This is a genomic window from Mesorhizobium sp. Cs1299R1N1 (assembly GCF_037179655.1).
Taxonomy (GTDB): domain Bacteria; phylum Pseudomonadota; class Alphaproteobacteria; order Rhizobiales; family Rhizobiaceae; genus Mesorhizobium; species Mesorhizobium salmacidum.
In genome coordinates this window covers 602,671-627,293 of the sequence record NZ_JAPYKR010000002.1, presented here as the reverse complement: position 1 = coordinate 627,293, position 24,623 = coordinate 602,671, and the positions used below count along the sequence as shown (strand labels likewise).

At 57.5% G+C, this 24,623-nt stretch carries 19 protein-coding genes and 4 pseudogenes; 4 read left to right on the top strand and 19 right to left on the bottom strand.

The window, feature by feature from the left end; all coding sequences use genetic code 11:
- Positions 1 to 853: 853 nt before the first annotated feature.
- From O7A70_RS06350 to O7A70_RS06300, 11 genes are all read right to left on the bottom strand, one after another.
- On the bottom strand, positions 854 to 1,738 hold the full coding sequence (locus tag O7A70_RS06350) for a hypothetical protein (protein WP_337132393.1): 885 nt from the start codon (positions 1,736 to 1,738) through the stop codon (positions 854 to 856).
- Between the two features lie 342 nt (positions 1,739 to 2,080).
- Positions 2,081 to 3,082 (bottom strand): P-type DNA transfer ATPase VirB11, encoded by a 1,002-nt coding sequence (virB11, locus tag O7A70_RS06345; protein ID WP_337139613.1) that lies wholly within the window; start codon positions 3,080 to 3,082, stop codon positions 2,081 to 2,083.
- On the bottom strand, positions 3,079 to 4,500 hold the full coding sequence (locus O7A70_RS06340) for a TrbI/VirB10 family protein (protein ID WP_337139612.1): 1,422 nt from the start codon (positions 4,498 to 4,500) through the stop codon (positions 3,079 to 3,081). The genes virB11 and O7A70_RS06340 overlap by 4 nt, the downstream gene beginning before the upstream one ends.
- A 15-nt stretch (positions 4,501 to 4,515) precedes the next feature.
- A complete protein-coding gene (locus O7A70_RS06335; protein ID WP_337139611.1) occupies positions 4,516 to 5,193 on the bottom strand; it encodes a TrbG/VirB9 family P-type conjugative transfer protein in 678 nt (225 codons plus the stop codon).
- 82 nt (positions 5,194 to 5,275) lie between these two features.
- Positions 5,276 to 5,950 (bottom strand): virB8 family protein, encoded by a 675-nt coding sequence (locus O7A70_RS06330; protein ID WP_337129079.1) that lies wholly within the window; start codon positions 5,948 to 5,950, stop codon positions 5,276 to 5,278.
- A 29-nt stretch (positions 5,951 to 5,979) separates the two neighbouring features.
- Entirely contained in the window at positions 5,980 to 7,149 is a 1,170-nt protein-coding gene (locus O7A70_RS06325; RefSeq protein ID WP_337139610.1) for a type IV secretion system protein, read from the bottom strand.
- 5 nt (positions 7,150 to 7,154) lie between these two features.
- Positions 7,155 to 7,973, bottom strand: a complete 819-nt coding sequence (locus tag O7A70_RS06320; RefSeq protein WP_337139609.1) for a type IV secretion system protein — start codon at positions 7,971 to 7,973, stop codon at positions 7,155 to 7,157.
- Between the two features lie 130 nt (positions 7,974 to 8,103).
- Positions 8,104 to 10,365: a TraG/VirB4 family ATPase gene (locus tag O7A70_RS06315; RefSeq protein ID WP_337139608.1), complete on the bottom strand. Its 2,262-nt coding sequence runs from the start codon at positions 10,363 to 10,365 to the stop codon at positions 8,104 to 8,106.
- A 79-nt stretch (positions 10,366 to 10,444) separates the two neighbouring features.
- Complete coding sequence (locus tag O7A70_RS06310) at positions 10,445 to 10,723, bottom strand: VirB3 family type IV secretion system protein (protein ID WP_337139693.1); 279 nt, start codon at positions 10,721 to 10,723, stop codon at positions 10,445 to 10,447.
- Positions 10,724 to 10,798: 75 nt separating this feature from the next.
- A complete protein-coding gene (locus O7A70_RS06305; RefSeq protein WP_337139607.1) occupies positions 10,799 to 11,107 on the bottom strand; it encodes a TrbC/VirB2 family protein in 309 nt (102 codons plus the stop codon).
- 996 nt (positions 11,108 to 12,103) lie between these two features.
- On the bottom strand, positions 12,104 to 12,460 hold the full coding sequence (locus tag O7A70_RS06300; protein WP_337129085.1) for a hypothetical protein: 357 nt from the start codon (positions 12,458 to 12,460) through the stop codon (positions 12,104 to 12,106).
- Between the two features lie 28 nt (positions 12,461 to 12,488).
- Between O7A70_RS06300 and O7A70_RS06295 the strand changes: the two genes are divergently transcribed.
- A complete protein-coding gene (locus tag O7A70_RS06295; RefSeq protein ID WP_337139606.1) occupies positions 12,489 to 12,755 on the top strand; it encodes a hypothetical protein in 267 nt (88 codons plus the stop codon).
- A 301-nt stretch (positions 12,756 to 13,056) separates the two neighbouring features.
- Here O7A70_RS06295 and O7A70_RS06290 read toward each other — a convergent pair.
- The 5 genes and pseudogenes from O7A70_RS06290 to O7A70_RS06265 form a co-directional block, all read right to left on the bottom strand.
- Positions 13,057 to 14,085 (bottom strand): annotated as a pseudogene (locus tag O7A70_RS06290) (LacI family DNA-binding transcriptional regulator).
- Between the two features lie 713 nt (positions 14,086 to 14,798).
- Positions 14,799 to 15,545 (bottom strand): 2OG-Fe dioxygenase family protein, encoded by a 747-nt coding sequence (locus tag O7A70_RS06280; RefSeq protein WP_337129087.1) that lies wholly within the window; start codon positions 15,543 to 15,545, stop codon positions 14,799 to 14,801.
- A 10-nt stretch (positions 15,546 to 15,555) separates the two neighbouring features.
- Positions 15,556 to 16,755 carry an argininosuccinate synthase-related protein gene (locus tag O7A70_RS06275; RefSeq protein ID WP_337139605.1) on the bottom strand — a complete coding sequence of 400 codons (1,200 nt, stop codon included), beginning with the start codon at positions 16,753 to 16,755 and terminating at the stop codon, positions 15,556 to 15,558.
- A 2-nt stretch (positions 16,756 to 16,757) separates the two neighbouring features.
- Positions 16,758 to 17,690, bottom strand: a complete 933-nt coding sequence (locus O7A70_RS06270; protein ID WP_337129089.1) for a DMT family transporter — start codon at positions 17,688 to 17,690, stop codon at positions 16,758 to 16,760.
- A gap of 664 nt (positions 17,691 to 18,354) precedes the next feature.
- Complete coding sequence (locus tag O7A70_RS06265) at positions 18,355 to 19,014, bottom strand: OmpW/AlkL family protein (protein ID WP_337129090.1); 660 nt, start codon at positions 19,012 to 19,014, stop codon at positions 18,355 to 18,357.
- A gap of 509 nt (positions 19,015 to 19,523) precedes the next feature.
- On the opposite strand from O7A70_RS06265, the pseudogene O7A70_RS06260 reads away from it, so the two are divergent.
- Positions 19,524 to 20,140 (top strand): annotated as a pseudogene (locus O7A70_RS06260) (MFS transporter); the annotation flags it as partial.
- 395 nt (positions 20,141 to 20,535) lie between these two features.
- Here the strand turns inward: O7A70_RS06260 and O7A70_RS06255 are convergent.
- The 3 genes from O7A70_RS06255 to O7A70_RS34175 all read right to left on the bottom strand — a co-directional run bounded on the left by O7A70_RS06255 (position 20,536) and on the right by O7A70_RS34175 (position 22,888).
- The gene (locus tag O7A70_RS06255) at positions 20,536 to 20,838 is read right to left on the bottom strand and encodes a DUF982 domain-containing protein (protein ID WP_337129091.1); all 303 of its coding nucleotides are present in this window, start codon (positions 20,836 to 20,838) and stop codon (positions 20,536 to 20,538) included.
- Between the two features lie 898 nt (positions 20,839 to 21,736).
- Positions 21,737 to 22,321: a GNAT family N-acetyltransferase gene (locus tag O7A70_RS06250; RefSeq protein WP_337139604.1), complete on the bottom strand. Its 585-nt coding sequence runs from the start codon at positions 22,319 to 22,321 to the stop codon at positions 21,737 to 21,739.
- Between the two features lie 243 nt (positions 22,322 to 22,564).
- A complete protein-coding gene (locus O7A70_RS34175; RefSeq protein ID WP_442921162.1) occupies positions 22,565 to 22,888 on the bottom strand; it encodes a hypothetical protein in 324 nt (107 codons plus the stop codon).
- Positions 22,889 to 23,151: 263 nt separating this feature from the next.
- Between O7A70_RS34175 and O7A70_RS06240 the strand changes: the two are divergent.
- Together O7A70_RS06240 and nadA are read left to right on the top strand one after the other, a co-directional pair.
- A pseudogene (locus O7A70_RS06240) lies at positions 23,152 to 24,115 on the top strand (NUDIX hydrolase).
- Positions 24,116 to 24,224: 109 nt separating this feature from the next.
- Positions 24,225 to 24,607, top strand: a pseudogene (gene nadA, locus O7A70_RS06235) (quinolinate synthase NadA); the annotation flags it as partial.
- Positions 24,608 to 24,623: the final 16 nt, after the last annotated feature.

The following is a 24,623-nucleotide window of genomic DNA, read 5'->3' as shown; positions in this document are numbered from 1 at the left end:
AATTGAGCTTTCAAGGGGCCGCTGCATGTGCCAGCCTTTGGCCGTATGTTCGCCCCTCAACAGAGGCAGACATTCCGGTCAAGGCTGCAAAACAAAGGCGGCCGGGCTGTTGAGCACACGACCGATCCCGGCGGCACTCCCGGCGCTGGTCGCCGGCCGATTGCTGAACAGTCGCGGCACCCGCGTTTGAAGCCTCACCTGCGTGGCCAAGCCCGACTTGCTCGACGTTGATCGAGACGCCTAAACCCGGTAGGGAGCCAAACGTGGGAGAGCTGACGTTCGCCTTGCTGGCGCACCTCCGACGCAGGTCTATGAATGCACCCTCTCAGGTCTCTCGCCTGTGGGGGGAAGCCGAGGGGTGGATCCGAGAGGCAAAGGTTCGAGGCCAGGCCCGAGTGCCGCAGCTCCGCGCGTCCAGGAGTCCGTGGGCTGCACCGTCGCCGAACGCTACCCGCTGGGAAAACAGCTTCCCGCATGGGCCGCAAGTCGAAATTTGTCTGGACGATCCGCCGTGCCGGAAGCCGGCGCGAAGCACCTAAATGCCTGCCCGCCGGTCACCGTTTGGACACCGACTTCAATGCTGTCCAGCGGCCATTGGGGCCGCGGACTGTAGTGCCGTTGGGGTGGGCGGCCGGCGGTGGGCCGCGTTGCGAGTTGGAGACGTCAACCATGGCGACATCACCTTTTGGCGCCGGCAGCTCCGCTGAACTGCTCCAAGACAGTTCGATCAAGATTTACCTTCGGCTGCCACAACAGCGACAGGATTCCCCGAGACCACCCCTACCCTTTGCTCAAAACCCTGCTGGCGCTGGGCGAACGGTTAGGAACGAGCTTCGCCAGCGCTCATGAAACCTTATCGTGTCAAGTCCCTGCTTCTATCGGAATGCATGAGTTCCGCTCGCGCGTTATCATAGGTTTCGTTGATGGAAGCGCCGATCTGCGCAATCGCATTCCCTTGGCCAATCGACCACTCTGCTGGCAGCTCAGCGGCCTGATGCTCAATTGCGTTGATGTTTCCGTCCAAATCTGGATTGCGCTGCGGGATCGCACGCCCGGCGGTGCTCACCTGAATCGACCTATACAGCGCACCCAGGTACGGATCCTGTGAAAATGCTCCGTTCAGTCGCTCTCTTTGTTCTTCATTCAAATGGTCGTGTCCCTTTTTAATGGCCCTGACCGTGCTGACAAGAACACTCCATTGTCCCTGAGCACCCTGTGCCGCTGTAGCGGTCAACAATTCTATCGATCGGTCAAGAAGTCGCGTCCTATCTGCCGGGCTAAAATCACCTAGCCTATCCCCCATCTTGGACAGGGCGAAGGCTTGGGCGCCTGGCTGGGTCAGACTTAGAATGCTGTCGGCAACGGCAGATTTCCTGGGCGCATTCTGAAACTTCAGTATTGGTGCGACAGCACGGCTTAGATAGCGTGCCCTGAGAAGATTCGACATGCCATTCTCAGGCGGCATTGCTGCCGTATACAAAGCCTGAGCTGAAGTGCCGAGCCGACCGAGCCGCGTATTAAACTCGCCAACTGCACCGCCTCCATCGAACTCGTCTCGGACTGAACGACTCGTTTGCTTAAAATTGGTAAGGCTCTTTGCCGTTTGAACCGGGTCGTCGGTGACGACACGCCGTGCCAATTCGCTCACCAATTCCCTTGGCAGATGACTTAATCCTGCGGCATCGCCACCGTCGCGGGCTGAACCTTCAGGTCTATTTCTACGTGTATCGCGGTCCATTGCAGGCTCCTTATGGCAACTCTCCGAGGCTACCACCCTGCCGTGGGTTGCTGAACCTGTTTCGCGTTACAACTGCAGCCTAGACTTTGGCGTCGTCGAATTGTGCAGCCGCCGCTTTGACTGGCTCTGAGACGCTGCGGTGAAGAGCGGCCAAGGCATTCAGCCCATTTAATCAGGAGATGCCAAGGGTTCGGCCACCATAACATCGGATGTCCACCCAACCGCAGAATCGGCCTTCCGGGCCGGGGTGAAGTGCGAGCTTCAACCATCCGATCGACATGGATGGAGGCTCACGTCGGCGGCAAGCAGTTTCCGTCAGACCTGCCATGTGGTCTCTCGCGCTTAGTCCAGGCATTGCGAGGGCAGGTGGATTTCCAGTACGCCCCGCCTGCCCTTCTGGCGGCCGACTTGAATAACCAGGTCAATCGTCTTTCTGGCATAACTGACAATTTCGCGATGCGACATCTGCACACCAGAGCGCATCACCATGAGTGCCAGCCTGTCGAAGGCAAGTTCAGGACTGTCGGCGTGGATAGTTGATATAGAACCCGGGTGGCCGGTGTTGATCGCCTCAAGGAAATCATAAGCCTCGATGCCGCGTATTTCGCCGAGGATGATGCGATCTGGGCGCATTCGCAAACAGCTTTCCAAGAGCCTCGATGGGCGGCGAGGCGAACCCTCCTCACGGTCTGCGATTAGCCCCACCTGGTTTTTGTGGGATGGGCTAAGCTCTTGTGCATCCTCGATCGTAATGATCCGCTCGGCAGGGTCTGACATCGCCAGCAAGGCACGCGCGACCGTGGTCTTGCCAGAGGATGTGCCTCCCGAAATCAGAATGTTAAATCGCTCGTCAACGGCTTGTCGAAACACACCTTGCAAATTGCTGGCCTGGGCCATGTCCATAATTGCCCGATGGCGCATACGGCGGTTGGCATCCACTGTGGTCTGTCCACCCTCGAATAGCTCTATCTTGGAACCGTCCAAGGTGCGCTGCAGATATTTGCGGATGGTCAGCGACACACCGAACGTCACCGCCGGTTCGACAACGACCTGCACGCGCAGCGGATTCCCCCAAACCACTGCGCGGCCCGAGACGATCGGATTGAGCGCCCCAAGGGTGTTGCGGGTCTCTCCAGCCAACTGGGCTCCAAGCTGCTTGATGGCACGGGGCGGCAAGGCCACGCCGACCTCATGCATGTGGAGCGCTCCGGCCTCCTCCACGAAGATGGAGCCGTTAGGGTTGATCGCCAACTCGTTGACATTATCATTGACCAGATAGTCCCGGAGTGGCTCCAAGTACTGCTCCACATATGAGATGTCGCGACTGGGCTGCTGATCATTCATCGGAGGATGAGATCCTGGTTGACGAAGACTCGGATTTCCTCGCCCTGAGGGACACGAATGATAGGAGGGAGGGAGAGATATTTGTCCAAGATCGTTTCACTTTGATCGCTGAGTGCTCCCGCGATTTTTGACGCAGTCTGGCCACCAGCATTGCTGTTGCCTGATCCGGCACCGCCAATATTGATGGTCGGGCCACCTCCGCTGGAGGACCGGTTGCCGCTGGTCAGGCCGGGAATGCTCGAGGGCAGCGCGGTGATGGTGCTGATGAGGACAGATGCACCTATTTTGTTAATATAGCGGTTGTCCACATTACCTTCGGTACCGGCGCGACCAAGCAGGTCCGCCCCTGTGGAGCCGAGCGCGATTGATTTGCCATCGGGCGTGATTGCCCGGTTCCAGGCGATCAGCACGCGTCTTTGCTCAACATCCACTCTATCGCTGAAAGTGCCGATCAGGCTCGTCCCCGCCGGCATCAGAATGCGAGAACCGTCAAAGGAAAACACCGGTTCGATCACTTGGGCGCGGATATTCCCGGGCAGTTCTGTATCGATAGCCGTTTCAAGCACGGCAGAGATTATAGTGCCCTGCACGACCGTATGGGACGGAGCAGGCAGAGCACGAGACACCGACGTCTTTACCTCGGAGCCGGCGGCGGAGGCGAGAAAACGATCGTTTGCGCTCAGGTCGTCAGACACTTCTCGCGTACCTTCGGCTGAGGCAACGCCCGCTCCTGAGTCATCCACGACAACGCCTGTCGATTCCCGTTGTCTGGTGGCGACCTCTTCGAGTTGACGACGCCTCTCGACGTCGAGCTTGGCGACCTCACCGGAATGTTCGCGCTCCTCTTGCAAATGCAACGCCTCGGCGCGCACACGTGCGTCTTCAATCTTCCCCTTCTCCCGCTCCTGCTGGAGCTTCTGCGTCATGTCTTTGTTGTATTGCTCCAGCAGTGCCTGGACGTCAGCAAGTGAAACATCGGAGCCTTTGTTGGCCCTGGCAATGGCAACGATTTCCTTGCGCAGTTCTTCGAGCTGCTTGTTGGTCTCAGCGTTGGGACTGGGCCTTGGCTCAGCTGCTGCAGGACCCTTGGCAGCGGGAAAATCAAGCCGCTGATCGTTAGGGATCGCGCGGTCGACTTCCAGATCAACCTGCGAAGTTTTCTGCTCATCCTCGCCGCTAAAGCCGACTGCCTTCAGCGCGAGAGTTGGCTCGACAATCAGGAACGCAACGGCGATGCCGGCCAGCAACATGCCGGCGAGCACAACCCAGCCGACACTTCGACGCTCGGATTGACGGATGTGGCGAGCTCGCCGTTCCTCCACTCGCTTTTCGCGATCCACATCGACAGAGGCATCAGCCACTGTCTCTGCGGCAATGCGATCATGTCGAGGGTCAATGTCGCTCGACCTGTCCGGCACGTCCCAATCCTTTCCTCACTGGCTCTTTTGCCATTTCACGGCGTTTGTCTTGCCGACGCAGACAGTCTCGTCGCCGATCCTCATCACCCAATAGTCGCTGGTCCCATCAACGATGATATGGTCGCCGTCGGTGCGCGAATTGACCAGTTTTTCCTCGCGCTGATGACCGACGCTGAAGATTGCAGGTCGGGGTGCGCCCTTGGGCAGGACGAAAGTTGTCTGCAATGTATTGTCTGTCACCGCGAGCGGTCGGAACCGGGCATGGCCCGAGACCATGTAGTTGTGATCCACGGGTCCGCCTCGGGCAAGGCTCTTGTCCGACGGCCTGGATTGGTCTGGGTAGGTGAAGACGATCCGGAACGCTTGCGCGGCACCCGCCTTCATGCCCGCCTTTATCTCGCCGACTGATCGTAGCTCGAATGTATAGACTCGCTGGTCGGTGTAGATAGTCATATTCGTTAGGGCTTGGTCGATAATGGGCTTCAAACTCACCACATTGCCCATCTTTAGCTTGATCACTTGCCAGGATGCGCTGTCTCCGAGAAGAATTGATTCCACTTTCTCTCCGGCGTCAAACTGGATCGCAGTGACTGACTTCAAATATAATCCGAGCTTATACACGTTATGCTCATCATATATATACCGCTTTATTCGCGCGTCTGATGCAAATCCCACCGGCGATTGTTCGCCCATGGCCGGCACTATCAACATTGCGCCGACAATTATCGATAATGATAAGATCTTTAGCATTTTTACCTAACAGTTTGCCGAATTTCTAATTGGCGGTTTCCGCGTCGATCCGGTAGGCAACAACGGTGAAGCCAAGGGGATTTTTCCACACCGACTCCAAAGTGGCATTTACTTGTGGCCTGAACTGGTAACCGACGGTGACAACATAACTGCGCTCGACAGTGTCGCGTCCCTTTTCTTCTCGATGCTTGATGATGCGTACACGAGCGAGGTCCGCCGCGTTTCGCCGGCCCGAAGGCGTCAGTGAGATCGATTTGACCACAACGCGCACTCGAACCTCATCACCATAGACAGTCGGCGGATATTGAGCCGAATCCGAGCGCCAGGTCTGGGCCAGAGTTTCGGCGGCGTTATCCGATGAGCGCGCCATGACATCAGGAATTCGGGTGCTGTTATCGGCTGGATCGTAAGTCTCGCGATCAACAACGTAGGACACCAATTCTGCCTGAAGGACTGCCTCCTGCTGATCGAGCGAGGCAGGCCGAACCTGGACGATCTTTTCAGCCTCGCCGGTGGTCTTATCGACCATCACGACATAAGGCCTGGTTTCTTTGAGGGGCAGTACAATGACCAGAGCTACCACCGACAAAAGGCTGGCGGTGACGGCGCAAACGGCGACTCTTGCCCAATTGTTGCGTTGATCGCGAAGGCTGAAAAAAAGCTCGTCTTCGAATGCGTGCTGCATTGCTTGCTCAGCCACGCGTCCCTCCTATTCTGGTGTGCGTGGGTTCAGCGGTAGAGATTGGCCTGTTCAGGAGACAAGCCTCGGTTGCCCTTTGAGCGGGAAGCCCCACCGGCAGGACCGTCGGCAGCGGCTCCCCTGCCGTCCGATTTCGGCGAGGAACCCCCGATGATCCCGCGAGCGAGATGATCATTCCAACGCTGCTTGCGGACGTACGCGCTTTGCTGCATCGCGTTGGTCCCCGACAGAATTGCGCCGAAGTGCGAAGCGCCAGCGGCACGTGCGGTGTTTGCCGTCATCAGGCCATCTTCCAACCACCGCCCTCCTTTATAAAGTGATTTGAGTCCACCCTTGACCTTGGAAGCTGCGGCAACCGCTGCTCCAGCGCCCACAGCGGCAACCGATGCAGAGGCTAAGGTGCTTGCCATCGTGGGGATCATGAACATGAGAACTGTCACAGCGATCATGATAAAGGGAAATCCAAATTCACCGCCGGCTCCTCTAGGCATGTGGGCGCTAATGCCCACTACAACTGCCATCAGCGCGGTAGCAAGTAACGGTATTATAGCAAATCCGATAGTAAAGCGCGTCCAACTCTCGAAATGTTGCCTGGTTTGAGGCATCATTAGCATGGTGATGGCGAGAGGCGCCAAGCTGATCGAAACGGCAAATCCGACTTTTGATATTAAAACACAAACGGCGGATGCCGCGGTAAAAAACGCACCAATGACCATTATTAAGATGCCTAAAGCAACGTTCCGTACTGACTTACCGATATCCCAGACGGACGTGTTTGAAATACGATCTTCGCCGATCTGCATTATCGCTCGAGAGAACCCGTCCATCGCAGAATACGTATTCATCAGCTTCGCAGGATTGGGGCCGCCACCAACAGCCCTCGGCGATGCCGCAGCGCGCATCATAAGCGCGGTGTATTCGCCGGGGACGTCTACGAGAATTGTATAGATGCCATGGAAATTCACCCAGATCGTGGCGAATGAATATATGAGTATGTATCGCACCCCCCACATCAGATATATTGAATAGTTTACAGGCCTAAATTGCATTATATGATTCACCGCGATGAATAGCAGCGCAATCAGAGCAGTAGCGTTAAGCAGTTTTCTGATCGGATGAGCGACTCCTTCAAAAACTGCCTGCACGTAATCGACGAGGGCACCGTCGATGGTTGCGGCAAGTGTTGAAATCAGGCCCATGGTGACTACTTGTCAAAGTTATCGAAAAGATTTCGGACAGTGTCCGGCTCGGCGGCCTCGGCGCCTAACGACATGAGGTAGGTTCCTGCCACGGATGCGATCACCGCTTGGGTGCGAAGCGTTTCGTTCAGTTGCTGCGCGACTTCAATCATCACGCGTGTGTTGATGTCGACGCTCGTTTTCAAGTCGCCACTGGTGCCGAGCGCTGTGACATAGCCATTTATCCTGCCCATGCTGTCATTGGCCCGCCGGTAGGAGTCCTCCGCGGCAGCCGCCGCGACAGCGCCTTGAGCCGCTGAATGAGCGACCATGACGTTGCTGAGGAGCTTGTCATTGCGCAACGCAAATGCGTCGTCCAAGTGGTAGAGCTTGCGAATTTTGACTAGGGCTGCCTGAATGCCATCGGAGCCAACCGTCTCTCCGTTCAAGGCAGCGGTGGCCATTTCCCACAGACCTGGCCCTCCTTTGCGCGCCGCGACGTCTGCCTCGCCATTGTTCTGTGGGAACGGCTTTGGCCCGGATATGGCAGCAAGCTGCGCTTGAGCCGCCTCCTGGATCCGGCTCAGCAGATTTTCAGCTACGTGCGCCGACGCAAGCAGTTGCGCGGTCCCGCCGCCCATCAGCCGAGATAGTTCAACCACGTATGTCAGCAGTTCGACAGCGTTCTTGTCATAGCTTGCCTGCGCGCCGTCCGGCGCCGCCGGGAGGGCGGCGATGGGAGGCAGGGGTGCAGGCGCGATCCCGGTTTCTTGGGCGTAAGCCTCGTGAACCAGCAGACCGGCCCCAACCCAAAGGCCAACCACGGCTTGGAAAAAGACTTTCATGTGATGGCTCCTTCGGCTTGATGGTCAAGGATTTCCCAGGTGCAGACACAGTTGTTCTCCCGCGTCGCAGGGACGGATTGGCAGGCGGCAAGGGGGACGAGTACCAATGTGAGAAAGATCAGGGACCTCGTCATTTCAGCATCTCCATTTGAAAATTAGGCGTATTGCGCCATTCTGCAGGCGCGTTTTGCCCGCGTCCGCCCCCGAGAACGTCGATCCCCTTACCAATCGGCCCGAGCGCGAAATCAAGAACGACGCTGTCGCCGCCCGACTTCAACAGCACGAGATGGTTATCGACGTTACTTGTCTGAAGGAACGCGCTCTCCGTCGGTGACAGGTTGAGCGGCGCGAGTTCGGCTTCGGTATTGTAGGAGCTGGGGTAGATGAGACGCGTGACGGCGCTCTCCAATATGGCGTCGCCGGCGGCGCTGTTGATGATGTGCGACACACGCTGGGTCAGGAGAACGACCGCAACGTTTCTCTTGCGCATCGTTAGCATCCAGTCCTTGAGGCGCAGTTCGAAATACGCGTCGTCCAGCAGTTTCCAAGCTTCATCGAGGACGAGTAGGGTCGGAACCTCGTCTTCTACGAGCCGTTCCACGCGCCGGAAGACATAGCTCAGCCACGCTGTGCGGATAGCGTTGTTGTCGAAAATTTCTGTGAGGTCAAACGCGGTGATCCGACTGTCGAAAGCGAGCGGATCGACCTCTTTGCCGCTGAAGAGCCAGCCGAACTGGCCAGTTTCGTCCCACCGGCCAAGTCGGTTGTGGAGGTCGCCCTGATCGTCCGTCGCACGCAGCTGAGTGCGGAACTGTTCGAAATTCTGGAGGCGGGGGTCAGCCGTCGCGTTGGCCTGAACGGCATCGGTGAGGGCCTGAACCTGCACCGGATTTAGCCGTCCGCCCTCGTTGCTGGCCAATGCCATCAGCCAATCCGACAGCCAGGCTGCGCCGCGGTTGTCCGCCTCCGCCCGCATTGGGTTGAAGCCCGTTTCCTGCCCCATACGTACGGAGGAATACGCTCCCCCCATGGCGCGGACCGCCATCTCAAAACCGTTGTCCTTGTCGAAGATAATAGTGCGGGCGCCAAGCCGTTGGGCTTGGCTCAGCAAAAACGCGACGCCGAGGGTCTTGCCGGACCCGGTTTGGCCGAGCACGAGCGTATGAGCTACCGTACGCTGACCTGGCGTGCCTGGTAAATGGAAGTTGAAACGGAACGTCTCGCCGGATGCTGTCGGGAAGATTGTCACGCATTCGCCCCAAGGACATCGCTCCGGCGGGTTGCCTTTCGGCAAGCCGTGCATGGCGCAAAGTTCTGCGAAGTTCTGAGAGGAGATCATTGCCGCTCGTGTGCGGTAGGTGAAGTTGCCAGGATGCTGGGCGAAATAGACGGCCCGGGCGGAGAAACTCTCGCGAACGATTGCAGCACCAGCCTCCTGCATGGCGCGCGTGACATACGCCATGGCCTCCTCAAGCTCCTCTTGAGTTTCGCAGAAGACAGCGATGCTGCAATGATGGTCGCCAAAGACGACGCGACCGGATGCAACGTCGTCCTCGGCCAATTCGAGTTGTGCCATCAAGGAGACGGCCGCATCCTCTGCCGCCTTCATCTGCTTGCGCACACGCGCGATCTTGCCTTGGGCGGTGATGTTATCGATCGGTGTAAAGCTCTGTGAGACCACGGAATCGTAGGGTAGATTGAGCCTGTCGAGAATTCCGGGAAAGGTCTCGGTCGGATAGTCCTTTACGGATATGAGGGTCCCGTAGCGTTTGAGGCTGGGGTTGGGATGATCGCATTCAAAGACTCTGCCGCGGAACGTGACCATCGAGGTCGCCAGGAGGTCCGCGACCGGGACAAATTTCCTGCCCGCAACAAGACGCCCACTTGATCCATCGATCAGCGTGCGCAACATGCCGAGCCATTGGCCATCCAGGACGGTGAGACGACGAGGCTTTGCCTCGCTTAGACTGATCATGGAGGTTCTGATCATCTGATCGAGGCGGATCGCGCGCGCGGCGACCTCGTCACGGCTATAGGTATCCTTTTTCCCAAACAAATTGATGAATTTGGTCAGTTTTTTCGGTGGCCGTATCACCATGGTGACCATCGTGATGCGATCGCGCAGGCCGATGTTCTCAAGATAGTATTGCCAGCGCCGGTCAATCTCTTCGTTGAACGCATCTCCTTTGACCGCCCGCATGCTGGGCTGAGTTGCAACGGATATGCGGTGAACATAGTACCCAACGTTACCGCGCTGCTGCGCAATGAAGCGGGAAAACGCGTTACTCAGCTCCGCTGTCTGCCGGCTGTCGATTGTGTCGGCATTGACGCCTTCGACGACAAAGGCGCCCATTAGATCGCCATCCCGCAACATCAGGGTGACGTCGTCCACGCTGCTGAGATATGGAAGTTGGCTGGCAAGTTGGTCGCTTTTGTGAGCGCCTGGTCGCATCGCCCGATTGGGAGGCGACTCAAGCACGGTACACCAGTCCTTCGCCTTTCAGCAGTGCCGCACTCATCCGCGTGCTTTGCACGGTTGCGATGAAGACATCGATGATTTTTGGATCATAGGCGGCTAGAGCACGCAACGCGAAGTAGCCAGCCCCCCCCACGACCGCCAGATAGACGAACGATTTGGTTATAAGAAAGCCGAGCATCACGGCACATATGAGAACGACCAGATATGTGAGCGGCAACCCGGCAAAGGCGACCTCTCGCGTCAAGCCTATGAAGAGCGTTGTACGTTGAATGGCCTCTACTCCCTTGAAACCGTGAGGCAGCCGGCAGCCTTTAGAGGATGAAAAAGTGGCTGCGACGGATCGAAATCATTTTGCGGCCAGGCCATGGACGAAGCTGGCGCCACCAAAGACGATCGCGATACCAACGATAACCGACACCGCGAAGGTCCAGTCCATCCGACCGGTCATGAATGAGAAGCCGACCGCGATGACAGCCAACGCCGAGATTGCAACCCCAATCGGGCCGGTGATCGATGCCACGATGGCGTCAAGGAATGATGTCACGCCGCTGAAATCCTGAGCGGCGCTTGGACTGGCGAAAATGAATGTCAGGAAAGCCGCCGTACAAGCGACAGACAACAGCTTTCTACAATCCATGTCGATCATTTTCTTCATGTGTTTCCCTTCTGGAACGTATGTGACCACAATTTATGTGCGGTATGAAATTGATAACTTTTTGGATAATTCTTATTCATGCCTCTAGTTGGTTTGTCTTTAAGCTTATCGCCTTCTATGTTCCTTGTGACCATGAGTTTAGCATGCCGACGACATCGTCACGTCACAACTAAAGGAGACTTCGCTATAAATTGTACTGCACCGCCGCTCGTATTCTCTGGCACATGTGCCATTCACAGGTGCATTCGTCCAAGAGAAACGGGTTTCATTTGTAGTGTTACGTCATATTTCATTCGCAACAAGAGAGGACCTCGGCCCCGCGTGCGGAAGGGAATCGAGAGGAATGAAGCGGCCGAGATCGCACGGGCCATGCGCGTCATCGTGGAAGCCGAACGGCGGAGAACGGTCGAGCGTCAGGCGCCTTGGCCGCTTGCAAGGACGATCCCGCACGACAGCACCTAGCTCATGCCTGGTCGTTTGCACAGTATCGTTGAGCCGGCCGTCATCTTATCGGACGTGAGATCGAGCCGGGCAGCTCGCCAAGACCAACTGCATGCGCGTCGGCGCGCAGCCCTGCCGGGTGTCGAGGAGCTTGCGCACCGACTACCGCAAATCGCGAAATGTCTTTGAGGCGAGGCACGCTCGATGTCTAACTAACACGCGGCTCAACGGCTATTGATGTGCCTTCAGTCCCGCCTCGCCGAATCTCGATTTACGGGTGTCTCGCTCCGTGCCCTTGGCGAGGTCGTGCCGGGACCCGGCGCCACCGGCGAACGCGGTGAAGGCGGTGAAGGCGGTGAAGGCGGTGAAGACAGTGTCGAGCGCCGGGCTGATGCGCCAAAAGGTGCAATCTGCCAGGCCACTCTATCAGGCGCTGGGAGATTGTTTCACGGAACGTATCTTCAGCCATTCTGGGCAAAGAGCCTAGCGGTTTCCCGCCGGAATGGCGTTAACAACACTGGATTAGCGGTCTGACCCTGCCAAGGGCTGAACCTCTTAGCGTCCGGGCAGAGTGCTTCTTACGGACATCTCGAACACGTCGAGCAGGATTGCCAGTCCGACCCCGCATGCGGTGAGGATGAGGCCGAACATGAAAATGCGGTTAGCACGTTCGAAAACCTGCCGGCGTAGCGAGCTGATTTCGAGCAGGATGGACAGGGCCCGCATCTGAAGCGCGATGCCGCCCAGGATCGGCACAACGGCGAAAAGATCATACAGCCGCCACGGCACCGGGTTCGCCGCCCAATGTGTGACGAAGCCCAGCGAGAATGCAAGTAAGATGCCGACGACGGTAACCGTGCCATTGCGGAACACAGTCTCGATCGGCTCCTCCTTAGGGTCCTGCTGGTCCAAGCTATCCTCCCTTACGGCAATCGGCCGATTGTTCGGGCGCCGGACGAATATCGCCCAAAAGCCAAAGCGGTTTCGTGAAGCGACATACAAGACAATCGCGCCAGAGGAAAGCCGCATAGATCACAGCGACGTCATCGGGCCCGACATGGACGTTGCGAAGCGGGGGCTGGCGTCGTCCTCCTTGATCATAGAGGCTCTGCAGCGGGTGCTGGCCGTCGTGCTGCCAAGGGTAAAAACCGCGGAGGCACCGGCGGCCGATGCCAATTTCGTTGTGATGACGGCCGTGGCTGCTTGAATGGCTGGAGGCTGACGGGCATTGTTTTGGCTGCAACGGTAGTATGTCGGGCCGGAAGGTGCGCTGGGATTTTGCTTCGTTTGGAGAGGCGATCCGTCCGCCACTGGATCCAGCTGTCGCGGCCAGAAAAGTTTCGACGACATCGACTTCGTAACAATCGGCCGCGCTGGAGCGCCCTCGCAAGGCCTGCACGCTTAAGCCATATGCATTGGCTGTCGCGCCTCGCTCCTGGGAAGGACCGTGCTTTTGACATTTGGCTGCCGGGTTTGTGCCGATACTGGACCGGCTTGAGAAGTTCGCTTCATATATTTTCTGGAAGATAGATGTCGAATGGCAGGAATGTCTGTCCCGGCGTCGTCGCGCAGCCGGTTTCGATGGCATTGGCCATCAGCGTCGTCAGCTCTTGGCAAAGGCGGTGCAGTGGCGTGGCGACCGCCATCGTGATGGTGCCATCTGCGAGCGCGGCCCGTGACTGCGGCGTGATTTCGTTGACGATGGCTACGATCTCCCTGAGTTCGCCCTCTTTCCTGAGCGCCGAGATTGCGCCATCCATGTCACCGCCGGCCACATAAAAGCCGACGAGCTCAGGTTCCCGCATCACATCCCGTGTTGCTTCGTAGGTCATCCGTCGTGTCTCGATGTCCATAAATACGTCAAACAGGTCGAACGTCGGCGCGTTCTCACGAATATAGGAGCGAAAGCCGATTTCCCGAAGCTCGTGACTCTGGTAGCGCTCGTTGACGGCAAGGACCGCGACCTTGCCCGGACGTTTTGCGACTTTGGAAAACATCCAGGCTGCTGTCCGCCCGACTTTACGGTTGTTGAGCCCAACATAGCCCTCGCGTACGCCGGCGGCGAAATCGGAAAGCAGCGAAAAAACCGGGATGCCTTTCGCCCTGAGTTCTTCGACGGCTGCCGTTATCGTTGGATGGTCCGGCGCCACCATAGCAATGGCGTTGCAGCGGCCGCCAAGCTCTTGGAGAAGTGCGATGAGATCGCCCGGCACATCCGAGGGCGCGAACTCAATGCGGGAGGTACCATGAAACGCTTGTGCCGCGTTTACTGCAGCCTCGACCTCGCGCGCGAATTCCTGCTAGAAATGCTGAGCCGGTTTTCTGAGGATAAAGCCGAGCCGATATCGCGGCGGGTTGGGCTGCGGGCGCCGCTCGACAAGGCCGACCCGGTGATAGCCAATGGTCTCGGCCGCCTTGTAGACCCGCATCGCAGTCTGGTCCCGCACCGGAAGGCGAGCGTTCAAAAGCCTGTCAACGGTTGCCACGCTGACTCCAGCTTCGCGGGCAAGATCCGCAATCGTTGGTCGCTTGGCCATATCCCATTCTGTAAACATTATGAGGAGGGACGTTAAGCGGTGCTAGAGTTAAGAAATCCCTATTTGCACGCAGCTTGCTTATTCCGCAATCGGGCGACTGTCCTGAGAATCCGTTTTGAAATTCAAGCGCTCATGCGATTTGGATGCCATACGAGCCGTTCTTGTCGGATCGACGGTTGATCTCGATCCTTTGTCCAGAGGGGCTGGCCTTCCATAACCTTACACCCAGCGTGCTTGCGCCGGCATTGGAGATATCGGAGAAGTTGACGATCAATAGGTGGCCCTTCGTAGCGACTGGAATGTGACGTTTTTGGTCCTAGCCCTTGTTCCGATGGCGGAGCCTTGACCCAACTGGCTGTCGATTACCGCCGTCGAGGGGCTCGCGTCGCGTGCGGTTCGCTCAAGATCCGGCATTAGCGCCACGTTCTGGTTTGGAACAAGAACCACCGCGCTAACTTCCGAAACCAGCCATAGACCGTCTGCCAGATGGAAATGGTCGGAAGGTCCGCCAGCCGCAATTGAACGGACCAGCCAACCGCATCCAATGTTCAACATCCGACCACCGCACTGCTTTGTCTCCAAAGCATGACCCAGCGTCGGATAAACCCACAGCAAGCCGATTTCAAAACCCATTCTGAGCCAAGTGGTCAAGGGCGAGTACAGCCATAGTCGAGCTGGAACATCGGATGCCATCCAACACTGATCGGGGCTGCTCAGATCTTCTCGAACGCGAGGACCAGCACATCGCGGTACGCAAACGGCTTTTTTCGTTTCTCGGCAACGATGGGAGAGACGTCGTGGTAAGTTTTCCTATCATCGCAGACCAAGAAGTCATTCGGCCGCATCATTTCCACGGTTCCGATCGGCTGCTTGCCCGTATCCGTCACGGTATTAACGCCTCCGACGACGTTTAGACGACCGATCATATAGGAAACGATGAAATCGACGCCGTCCTGATGCAGCCCCTCAGGGGCCGGCAGGCCAGACACGCTTCCGCGTGCAACAATCCTGTAGGGATGAAGCTTGACGTTCCAGTGCCTGTGGCCGGTGGTTTTGGAAACGATGCGGCCGACGCCTTTCAGGATCTTGTCCAGAATCGGATGCTCAACAAATGTCCGCTCCAGGGGTTCAAAATATCGCAGGAAGCCGCCGTTCAATTTGTTGATGCTCTTGGACTGCTCGTATGGCGCGTTGGGTAGCAGACGAAACGAGCCAGCCTCCGTATCGAATTCGAAGGCACTGTACCGGCGAAACCGATAGGTCCCGCCGTCGCGCATGTATTCATCCAAAAGCAAGTGATTCCAATGATCCGCGAAGCCGACCCATGATGAACAGTCAGCAATATCAAATGCATCTTGCGTCCACTCGCATGGTGAAAACCACCAGCCGCAGGCGCCAAGACTTTCCACGCATTCGTGCATGTACTTTTCGTTTGTGCGTTTGCTTAATTCGTCCGGCATGGCTCTCTCGTTACGGCTTGAAGGAATGCTGGTTCGCGGCCCGGGACTCCCAAAGGTCGCGGTCCCTGACATAGCGTGGCCTGTGCGCAATGATGGAGCGGGGCAGGAACCGTTTGCTATCGATCACATAGATCAACGTGCCGCCGACGCCTTCGAGCGCAGCAGCGATCGCGCTATCGCACATGGTGTGGCTGGTGCTGCCCCAATTTCCGGACACAGCCTCCTGCACCCAGGTCTGTTCTAGCCCCTGTTTCAGCATAATGGCTCGGGTTGGGAGGGAAGCCATCTCCAAGTGCCTGAGGGCATCCATGATAATAGCGGCTGCCGGCGCTTCGCGAATCTCCAAGACCTTGTCATCGGTGGAAATATGTTCAAGGCCGACAAAACGGCCATGACCAAACTTGCCGAAGTCCTTGTTCAGCAGGGCAATCGCCTCCATCAGCGCAAGATCGCGCCCGTTCACGGAAACGAGATTGCCATTGCTGAAACGGAGCGAGATCTCCTCTGCCGGGAGATCGCCTGCCGTGTGGGTCCAGCAGAACGCTTCGTCAGGCATAACAAAGTCTTCGGGATCATCCAGCGGCCCTGACTCGAATTCGCGGCACCAAAGATTTTCGTCCACACTCAGCTTGCGATCCATCATGAAAGTGAGCCCTGTTTCGGCGAGGGCCGTTGCTTTTTGCTGTCTTGAGATAGCCGACCGGACGTAGGGGGTGCCGAAAAGGCCCGAAAAGCCGTGCTGCTCAATACTGTTGTTAAGGCGGGCCAGGCTATTCTGTGACAGATTTGCCGTATGAAGGAGCAGTTCCGAACCAATGGTCGTCGCATGGTCCGCTACGGCTTTGGCGAGCACCGGTCTGCTCAACGAACTGCTCAGCGGATAAGTGCCAAGGTATCTGGCATGGGCGCGAATGGCCGGGTTGACGCCATGTTCGATGAAGGCCTCCCGACGATCAAGGCAAGTAAAGCGCGCCCCGAACTTTGCGGCCGTCTGCTCCAGAACCGGATGGTCGATGGACCCGCCCACGTCAACCGCGACGGCTTCGATATTCCGAAAGCCGAGTTGGTGTAGCCTGAAAATCAGGTAAGTACTGTCCAAGCCGCCACTGAACATCGTCACGACCGGCTTCGAGCGGTCGCCGAAGACCGCGACTTCTTCAAAGCTTTCAACACGACCCGTCGGATGTCTTAGGCAAGAATCAATGAGCATGATTATCGCTTTCTGGTTTCGAAAATGATGCCGGTGCAGGTTCCCGCGATAATGAGGCCGGCTCCGAGCATGCTTGGCACGGTTAGTGGTTCAGCCAGAAAAAGGTGAGCGACTAAGACTCCAAAGAGCGGTTCGGTACCCATCAGAAGGCTCACCCGAGTCGGCGTGCTGCCCCGAACGGCGGCGTTCTGAACATAGAATGCCCCGATCGTGCAGAAGAGTGACAGGAACACGACGGATGCCCAGAATCGACCACCGCCTTTGATCGCCAGTTCGGAAACGCCATTATCCACCAGCAGCAGCGCGATCGTAAGGACGGCGACAGTGGCGCCTTGGATCGCCGTCAAGGCAGCTGACGAAATATGGCGACCGTGCATGAGCCGTTTGGTCGTAACCACCATGATTGCTCGCAATACGGCGGCGCTAAGAACAAGAAGATCCCCGAAGCTGAAGCCGCTCATTCCTCCGGTTAGGGCAGCGACACCGACACATGAACATCCGGAGCCGGCGAGAACGCCAATCGGCGGCAACTTTCTTGAAAGTCCGTAGTCAAGGATGGGTGTAAAAACGACGCATAATGAGATGATGAGTGCGGTGTTCGTGGCACTTGTCAGGGACACGCCATAGGTCTCGGCCAGGAAAATCGCGAACAGGATGGCCCCAAGCACGGCGCCCCGGGCACAATCGCCCTGAACGACCGTCGCAATTTCCTTACGCGCGACAAACGACATGACGACTGCTGTGATCAGGAAGCGGTAAAAGATAATGACCAGAACAGGTGCGACGAGAAACGCGCCCTTCACCACCGGATAACTTGCACCCCAAACAAATGCGATTCCGACAGCGGCCACATCCGCCCAGAAAAGGCTCTTGGGTTGGCGCCCCTCCAGGATCGCGCGACTATTGCCGCCATTGCGCTTTGAATTTTTCTGCATCTTCCGCGTTAGCCCTGGCGATTTTCAGCGCATGCCGAGTGGCGCACGTAACGGGGATCGCAACAGGCGTGCCAACTGGGAAAAAGGAGTGCGAAAAAAGATATTCGTGTAATTGTTCAGTGACTTACGAGATACTGCAGGAAGCCGTATCGAACAGCATCGTGTCGCGGATGCTACAAAGCCACAAAGCCTACACAGTGTCGTTTGGCGTGCGCGACATCGGCGCTACAGTTGTCGTGAGAGGAGCATGATGAAAGCCGCCGGTATACAAACAACATCGTCACCATGATCGCAGGAGCATTCGCCGCATCATCGGGATTTCAAGAGGCGGGCCTCGACGATTTAGGCATCCGTGCTTGTTGCAGGACGAACGATCCACGTCGTTGCCCCGTGGGTGTCGAGGAGCTCTGATGCGCGCGCCTCTTTTGCTGCGCTCGGATCACGCTCTGATCGCGCATTTTGTTGCTGTGAGGACCAGAGGCAGGCGTACTGGGCATGAGAGGCGTTCAGACCCGAGCCAAAACTCTGTCTGCGGCCGTAGCGCGATACAAAATAGGGGGAAGATGCTCGGAGCGGCTTAACCCGACCGCGGCGCAGTGCCCCTGATGATCAGGGGATCACGCGGCACCATATGAACATGGTGCCGCGTTGAATTTCTGAAGTGTCAGAAGCGATAGGTGACGCCAGTGCCGATCAGCCAAGGATTGAGCTTGGCCTTGCCGGTGAAGTTCGTCCCGCCAATGGCTGTCTCGAATTTCGGCTCGAGAAAGAGCTTCTTGACGTCGAGATTGACGCCCCAATGCCGGTCCAGCGTGTAGTCGAATCCGACCTGCAAAGCGGCGCCAAACGCGTTCTTGACGTCGAGAGAGTCGGCGCTGCCGGTATTCTGGTTATAAAAGATCGTGTAGTTTGCGCCTGCGCCGACATAGGGCTTGAAAGCGCCGAAATTGGTGAAGTGGTATTGCAGCGTCAGGGTAGGCGGCAGCACCCAAGTCTTACCGATCTTGCCCAGGTCACCGATCGTTCCGCTGCCGTAGATATTGGCGTAGGTCGTGCCAAGTATGAGTTCAGCGGCGAGATTGTCGGTGAAGTAGTAAGAAAGGTCCAATTCCGGAATTGCCGTATTCGAATAGGAAAGGCCCGAGCCTGGAACTCCGTCGACGTAACCCTTGTCGTCCGTGATCACTCCCAGCGCGCGCAGGCGAACTTGCCAAGGACTAGGTTCGACCACATCGGCCGTGCCGTGGGTCAGATCCGCAGATTGTACATCCGCGGCCGCTGCCTGCTGCTGCCCTGTCACGACAAGCGCGATGCCAAGCGTCATTGCGCGTCCCAGCCCTATCCAGTCTCTCATCCTGCTCTCCATAAATCCGAAATTCGGGTGCGCGGCAGCTATGTCAGCAGGGGCGAGACGCTCGGTTGATCTAGATCAATGAGGAGAGACAATTATTTGAAACGACACCTTTCTTAACAAAACTTTCATGTGACAACTCACTGACGCACGTCCGCACGAAAGCCAGGCAAGGGTTGTTGCGTGGCAAGCATTCGCCACGCTTGAAGAGCTCCTTTCGACATGAGCGGCATCCGCGCGGTGATGCCTTCAGGAACGGGTCGCGAGGTCCGCCTGTTGCCCAGTACAGTCGTTCATGATTCCGTGTCGCCGAATCACGGACGCCTGACGATTCGGGACAATGGATTGCGCGGCCACGCAAAGTCGGCTGATCAAGACCGTCACTGCCAGGCGCTGGAAGCGCTAGTAGATTCCGCCCGTTTCTGCAGAACCTGGTCGGATCATTCTTCCACAAGAAATATTCGTTTCGACCACAAGAGCGGCTCGCACGCGGAACCCTCTTTGGGCTGGCCAGCATCTCGATCCTGGCGTTGCTTCCGCTGGTTGCCCGCGATCAGTTGAGCGCAGGGCCAATTGCATATGGCATCCTGATGGCCGGCTTCGGCACCGGAGCGTTCGCCGCCGGAATCTGCAACAACGTTCTGCGGCGATCGCTGTCTCAAGAGCGGCTGATCACGGTCGCTTGCATCGCTTCTGCAGCCTGTTCACTCGCTCTTGCCCTACCTCTTCGCTTGCCGTGGCCGCTATTGCACTCGCGCTCGGCGGCGCGGGTTGGGTCGTTGGACTGGCCTGGACGTCAGCGTGCAGTTGTCGAGCCCGCGAACGGCGACGGGTTCAAAGTCGCGTCGGTGCTCGGCACTGGACCCTGCAGCGTGACCTTCAGGAACCTTGCCGATGGACGGAGACTTTTCGTACGCCGACCTGGACGGACTACCTACGTCTAAATCATCGACTTCCCGCTGCGGACAGGGAAGTGGACGGGCGACTGCTCGAATTGAATGCGAGTCAGGTTGGCCCTCAAACGAAGCTTTCAATTGAGCGACCGACAGGCCCGGCCCGCAAACGCCATCAACCGACGTCTTTTTTCTCCCGCCCTTGAGCCGCTTCGTGAGCGTGAGGCAGCTAATGCATGTCGCCCGGAAGTGTCCTCGGTTCCGGGACAACCACATGCATAAAATCAGAAGCTTACAGCAGGTCGGGCGAACCCTATTCGCCGCGAAAAGCTGGTAGGGTTCACTGCGAGTAAAAAGAATCGATCGTAGGTCACACAACGGGCGGCAAACCGATGCCTCGCCGCCTGACGGCTGCCGGGAATGACGTGAAAACGCGGGCGCCAAAACGCTGTGGGCGAAGTTCGAATCCCAGCGCGAGCCATTCACCGGGTCCAGAACAGCAATCGGCCGCAAGCATCCAGAAGTTTGGAAAGTGTCGAGGAGGCTGGCGTGATCGCTGGCTCCTACCCTTATATAAGTTTCTGAACGCCGCCGAATGAGCCTAGCCTTGAGCCTTTCCGCGGCTCGAATGGGCGGAGGCGATCGACTTCATCGCGGGGGTCGAGTCCACCAATATGCCGGCCCTTTCGGAAAAGCCGACGAAGGCATTACGGGCAGTGCTTACGGGTTTGTGCCCATCGTGTGCGTCATAGCACACCCGAAGGGCGGTCTCGTGTATCAGGTCTCTGCGGACTTCCGGCCATTCGTCGAGAAATTCGATTGCGTCCGCAAGGCTGGCAATCTCTTGCACGATGTGCGTAGCGCGCTTCACGAAGATGGAGCTGCTGAAAACGTCAGCGTTCATTCTTTCCTCTCAAACCTGCTGGACGATCGTTCTGAAGAGGCGACCGCCTCGAAGCACGCCGAACATCGCAGACTATTCTGTCCGGGCGATGACGTTCACGAGGCAATCATGCTCACCATGGCCAATTCGCCTTCTTTTTGCGGCATGATCGGCAGTGGCATGGGACTGGGCAGTGCCTTTGGCTGTAGGCCGCCGGCGCTGGCTGAACCCGGCTTTAAAATCGAGTAGCAGTGCAGGCAAGCAGCAGTGTGAGCAAGCCCTGATCGCTCTCAATCGCAACGCGGGATTTGCGCTCGAGCGCGGCGGCCACAAAGCGCGCCGAGCGACAGCTGGATGAGTCTCACCCCGCAAGCTGCAGACAGGCGTCCATTGCTGTCTTCCGTTTATCGGCCTTGCGGCTGAATCCCGCAGTAAGATCGTGGCGACGTCATTGCATCGAAGACGGTCCGCTCGGCGCCACGCCGGCCAACCTGAATGACAATTGGCCTCGCAGAATTGGAGCCGGCCATGTCACCCCTCGTCTACCCCGCCATTCGGCAAAGCCGTCTACCTGGACGTTGTTCCCAACCGGTACCCCTTGTGCTGTTATCACCATGCTCGCCCTGTGCCTTCCGGAAGCGATCCGCGGAGCAGAAGGCAAGGCACAGCCTAGATCCCCACTTTGGTGCATATCCATGCACTAGTGCCTTGCCGGTGCACCGAAGTGCTGGCGGGCGGCACGGCCCCACCAACCGTGGAGAGTTTCAAACCCGCTGCATCTGCCAATTGCGCTTCATCCGCACGTGACGGCCGCTTCTTGGAGATCTGCCGGGAGCTGAGGATTTTGCGAATGGGCCAAGCCAAGCCACGTACGGCTTCAGCGAGAGCAGCGATGGCCAGCAGACGGTATTTTCTCTGTTTACTGAGCGGCGATAGCAGCCGTTTCTCGCTCAGCCTGCCTTTCGGCATAGAGCTTTAAATCCAGCCACATAATCGGAGCTGGCGATTCGGTATTTTTGGCCGTCTCTAAGATGGTGAAGCCGCGTCCAACATAGAAGTCGATCGACTTCCGTTTCGCGTTCACGATCAAAAAACGACATCCGACAAAAGGGCAAATACGATCCAGGCTCACGGAGAATCCGAGCGCGACCAGATCTTTTCCAATGCCGCGCCCCCGCAATTCATCATTGACAGCTAAACGTGCAATTCGAACGGCTGGCTGGGATGGGTAACGGTCAGCGCGCGGTTTGTCGGCAATTGGGTACAGTCCCTTCACCGCGATTTCAGCGCTCATCAAACTCATATAACCGAGGATGCGTTTGTCAGCCTCATCCGCCGGAACGGCGACGTAAGTTTGCGTAATAAAGGAATTGCCAGCTTTTTCAGCATCACGCCGAAAAAACGTCTTTAGCGGCAAATCTTCCTCACCAGACAAGGAAAAGGGCGACTTGCAGTCGCCCTTTTGCAATGCTCTGATTGTGAAATCGAAATCGTTATCTGCCACGATCCTTGACGCTCGCTGCCTTCACGGTGACTTGACCGCTCCGGCTCATTTGGTTGAGCAATTCGCGGCCCCTAGCTAGCGTTCTCTCGGCGTTGGCCGATGGTTTGCCAGAGTCAACTTGACGGACGAACGTATCGGCATCGCGACCAGACAGCTTGATCCCACCGAAGTCACGGGACAAGACGGCCATATGCGCCTCCATTCGTTGTTGCGATGTAGCATTATCAAGCCACAATCACGTTATCAACGTCTAAATAGGTGCTTGGTTTCTAAACCAAAGCCCAAATTCGACAACGATCGTTTAAACGTGATCGAAACGCAAATCACACCGAAATGCGTTTTTTGTAAGAGCCGCGCTTTCCGGTCTTCGGAGCAATTGCGTCCATCTTCTCGCAAAGAGCGTCCATCGACCACAGCGTTGCAATACCCCAGCGGCCATTGCCGGCGACGTTTCAGCGTCTCGTGAATGCGAATGAAGTTGTGCCGGACGGTGTACAGCGCGAGCGTATCCACGTGGTTTTCGAACTTCTTTGAGAACCCGTTCGTCAGGCGCGGGAAGCGGCGCATCTGCGCCGTGGCTTCTGCCCGAGATGCGACGTGCTGACATACGCCAGATCGGTCTCGCCTTCGATGCGCGTCTTCACCGCGCCGACCGTCGGCGGGGCCATAAATTGGCAAGACGCTCTTTCACACCATCCATGAAAGCCAGCGCATATTCAACCTAAGACTCCCGCACGGCTGCGCTGTTGACGTTACCGACGTGGTGCAGGCTCTATTAAATCGATTGTAGACCGCTTCGTTTGTGCAGCCGTCTCCAACAAATAGGGAGCATGGACGACAACGCAAAAGGAATCAGGAAAGGCGGATCAGTGGGCACGGCCAACGACATCAAAGCGGATCTGACCGCGGTTGTTGTCGCTGTGAACGGTCATGAGCCTCGCGTTCTCACGATCGGACAGGCAAACGCGCTGCCCTCCGGCCCATTTGAGCTCAGCCACCGTTCCCTTCAGTCGGGACTCAGATCATGGGTGGAAGAGCACACGGGGCAGCCCTTGGGCTATATCGAGCAGCTCTACACCTTTGCCGACCGTGACCGGGTCGGCACCGGGCAACGTGTGATCTCGATCAGCTATCTCGCGCTCACTCGAGAGGAAGAGGCAACGCATTCGGCCAGGCGCCGCTGGCAGAGATGGTACGACTATTTTCCTTGGGAGGACCACCGCTCCGGAACGCCATTTGCTGGCGAAGGTTTTGCGACCGCGCCTGTTCAAGTGGGCGGACAGCGCAGCCAACAGTGAAATGTGCCGAGAACGCCGGCGGCGGACGGCGGCTGCCTTCGGCTTCGACGAGCGGCCATGGAATGAGGAACTGACACTCCAGCGCTATGAGCTGCTCTACGAAGCAGCCATGGTGGAAGAGGCGACCAGCGAGCAGCCTTTGGCTGCTCTGTCGCCGGCGGCAGGGGAAACGATGATCGCCGATCACCGCCGGATTCTGGCTACGGGAATTGCGCGGTTGCGCTCCAAAATCAAATACCGGCCCGTGGTCTTCGAACTGATGCCGCCGGTCTTCAGTCTTCTGCAGCTACAGCGAACCGTGGAGGGCTTGGCGGGCGGGCTCCTCCACAAGCCGAACTTCCGTCGGTTGATCGAGCAGCAGGAATTGGTCGAGCAAACCGGCGAGACCACCACCGATACGGGCGGTCGACCGGCTAGGCTTTATCGCTTCCGCCATGCGGTTCTCGACGAGAGGAGCGTCGCCGGGACCAAATTGCCGCTAACGCGGGCTTTATAATACGCTTATACTCACTGCAGGAATATGCCTATTTATATTCATATTGAGTATAAGTGGGGTGTCGATGACCACTGAGTCGCTATCGCGGGCATTTTTGTAAGAGCGCGTCCTGCGCTTGATTCCGCTGATCGAGTGGTCGGCATTTTCCGACGATATCGACGCCATTCTCGCGCTGAAGCGCGAGCGCACCGCCGTGATCCCGGCTCACAATAATCAGACGTCCGAGATTTTCCACTGCGTAGCCGACATCGTCGGCGACCGTCTGGCCCTCGCCCGGAAGGCAATGACAGTCGACCCCGATATCATCGTGCTCGCTGGCGTGCATTTCATGGCCGATTCGGCGAGCTTCTCAATGCGGACAAGACGGTGCTCATTCCAGACATCAGCGCCGGCTGCTCGCTGGCTGACTCGATCACGCCCGCAGATGTCCGGCTGCTGCGCGAGCATTACCCGGCTGTTCCAGTCGTAACCTATGTGCTGGCGGACTGCGCGCCATAAGCGTTGACAC

What these genes read in the sequence shown, in the direction of transcription:
- O7A70_RS06350 (WP_337132393.1), bottom strand. Translation starts at nt 1,738, where the DNA reads ATGGACCGCGATACACGTAGAAATAGACCTGAAGGTTCAGCCCGCGAC.
- virB11 (WP_337139613.1), bottom strand. Translation starts at nt 3,082, where the DNA reads ATGAATGATCAGCAGCCCAGTCGCGACATCTCATATGTGGAGCAGTAC.
- O7A70_RS06335 (WP_337139611.1), bottom strand. Translation starts at nt 5,193, where the DNA reads ATGGGCGAACAATCGCCGGTGGGATTTGCATCAGACGCGCGAATAAAG.
- O7A70_RS06325 (WP_337139610.1), bottom strand. Translation starts at nt 7,149, where the DNA reads ATGGGCCTGATTTCAACACTTGCCGCAACCATCGACGGTGCCCTCGTC.
- O7A70_RS06320 (WP_337139609.1), bottom strand. Translation starts at nt 7,973, where the DNA reads ATGAAAGTCTTTTTCCAAGCCGTGGTTGGCCTTTGGGTTGGGGCCGGT.
- O7A70_RS06305 (WP_337139607.1), bottom strand. Translation starts at nt 11,107, where the DNA reads ATGAAGAAAATGATCGACATGGATTGTAGAAAGCTGTTGTCTGTCGCT.
- O7A70_RS06280 (WP_337129087.1), bottom strand. Translation starts at nt 15,545, where the DNA reads ATGCCGGACGAATTAAGCAAACGCACAAACGAAAAGTACATGCACGAA.
- O7A70_RS06275 (WP_337139605.1), bottom strand. Translation starts at nt 16,755, where the DNA reads ATGCTCATTGATTCTTGCCTAAGACATCCGACGGGTCGTGTTGAAAGC.
- O7A70_RS06270 (WP_337129089.1), bottom strand. Translation starts at nt 17,690, where the DNA reads ATGCAGAAAAATTCAAAGCGCAATGGCGGCAATAGTCGCGCGATCCTG.
- O7A70_RS06265 (WP_337129090.1), bottom strand. Translation starts at nt 19,014, where the DNA reads ATGACGCTTGGCATCGCGCTTGTCGTGACAGGGCAGCAGCAGGCAGCG.
- O7A70_RS06255 (WP_337129091.1), bottom strand. Translation starts at nt 20,838, where the DNA reads ATGAACGCTGACGTTTTCAGCAGCTCCATCTTCGTGAAGCGCGCTACG.
- O7A70_RS34175 (WP_442921162.1), bottom strand. Translation starts at nt 22,888, where the DNA reads ATGCGCCGCTTCCCGCGCCTGACGAACGGGTTCTCAAAGAAGTTCGAA.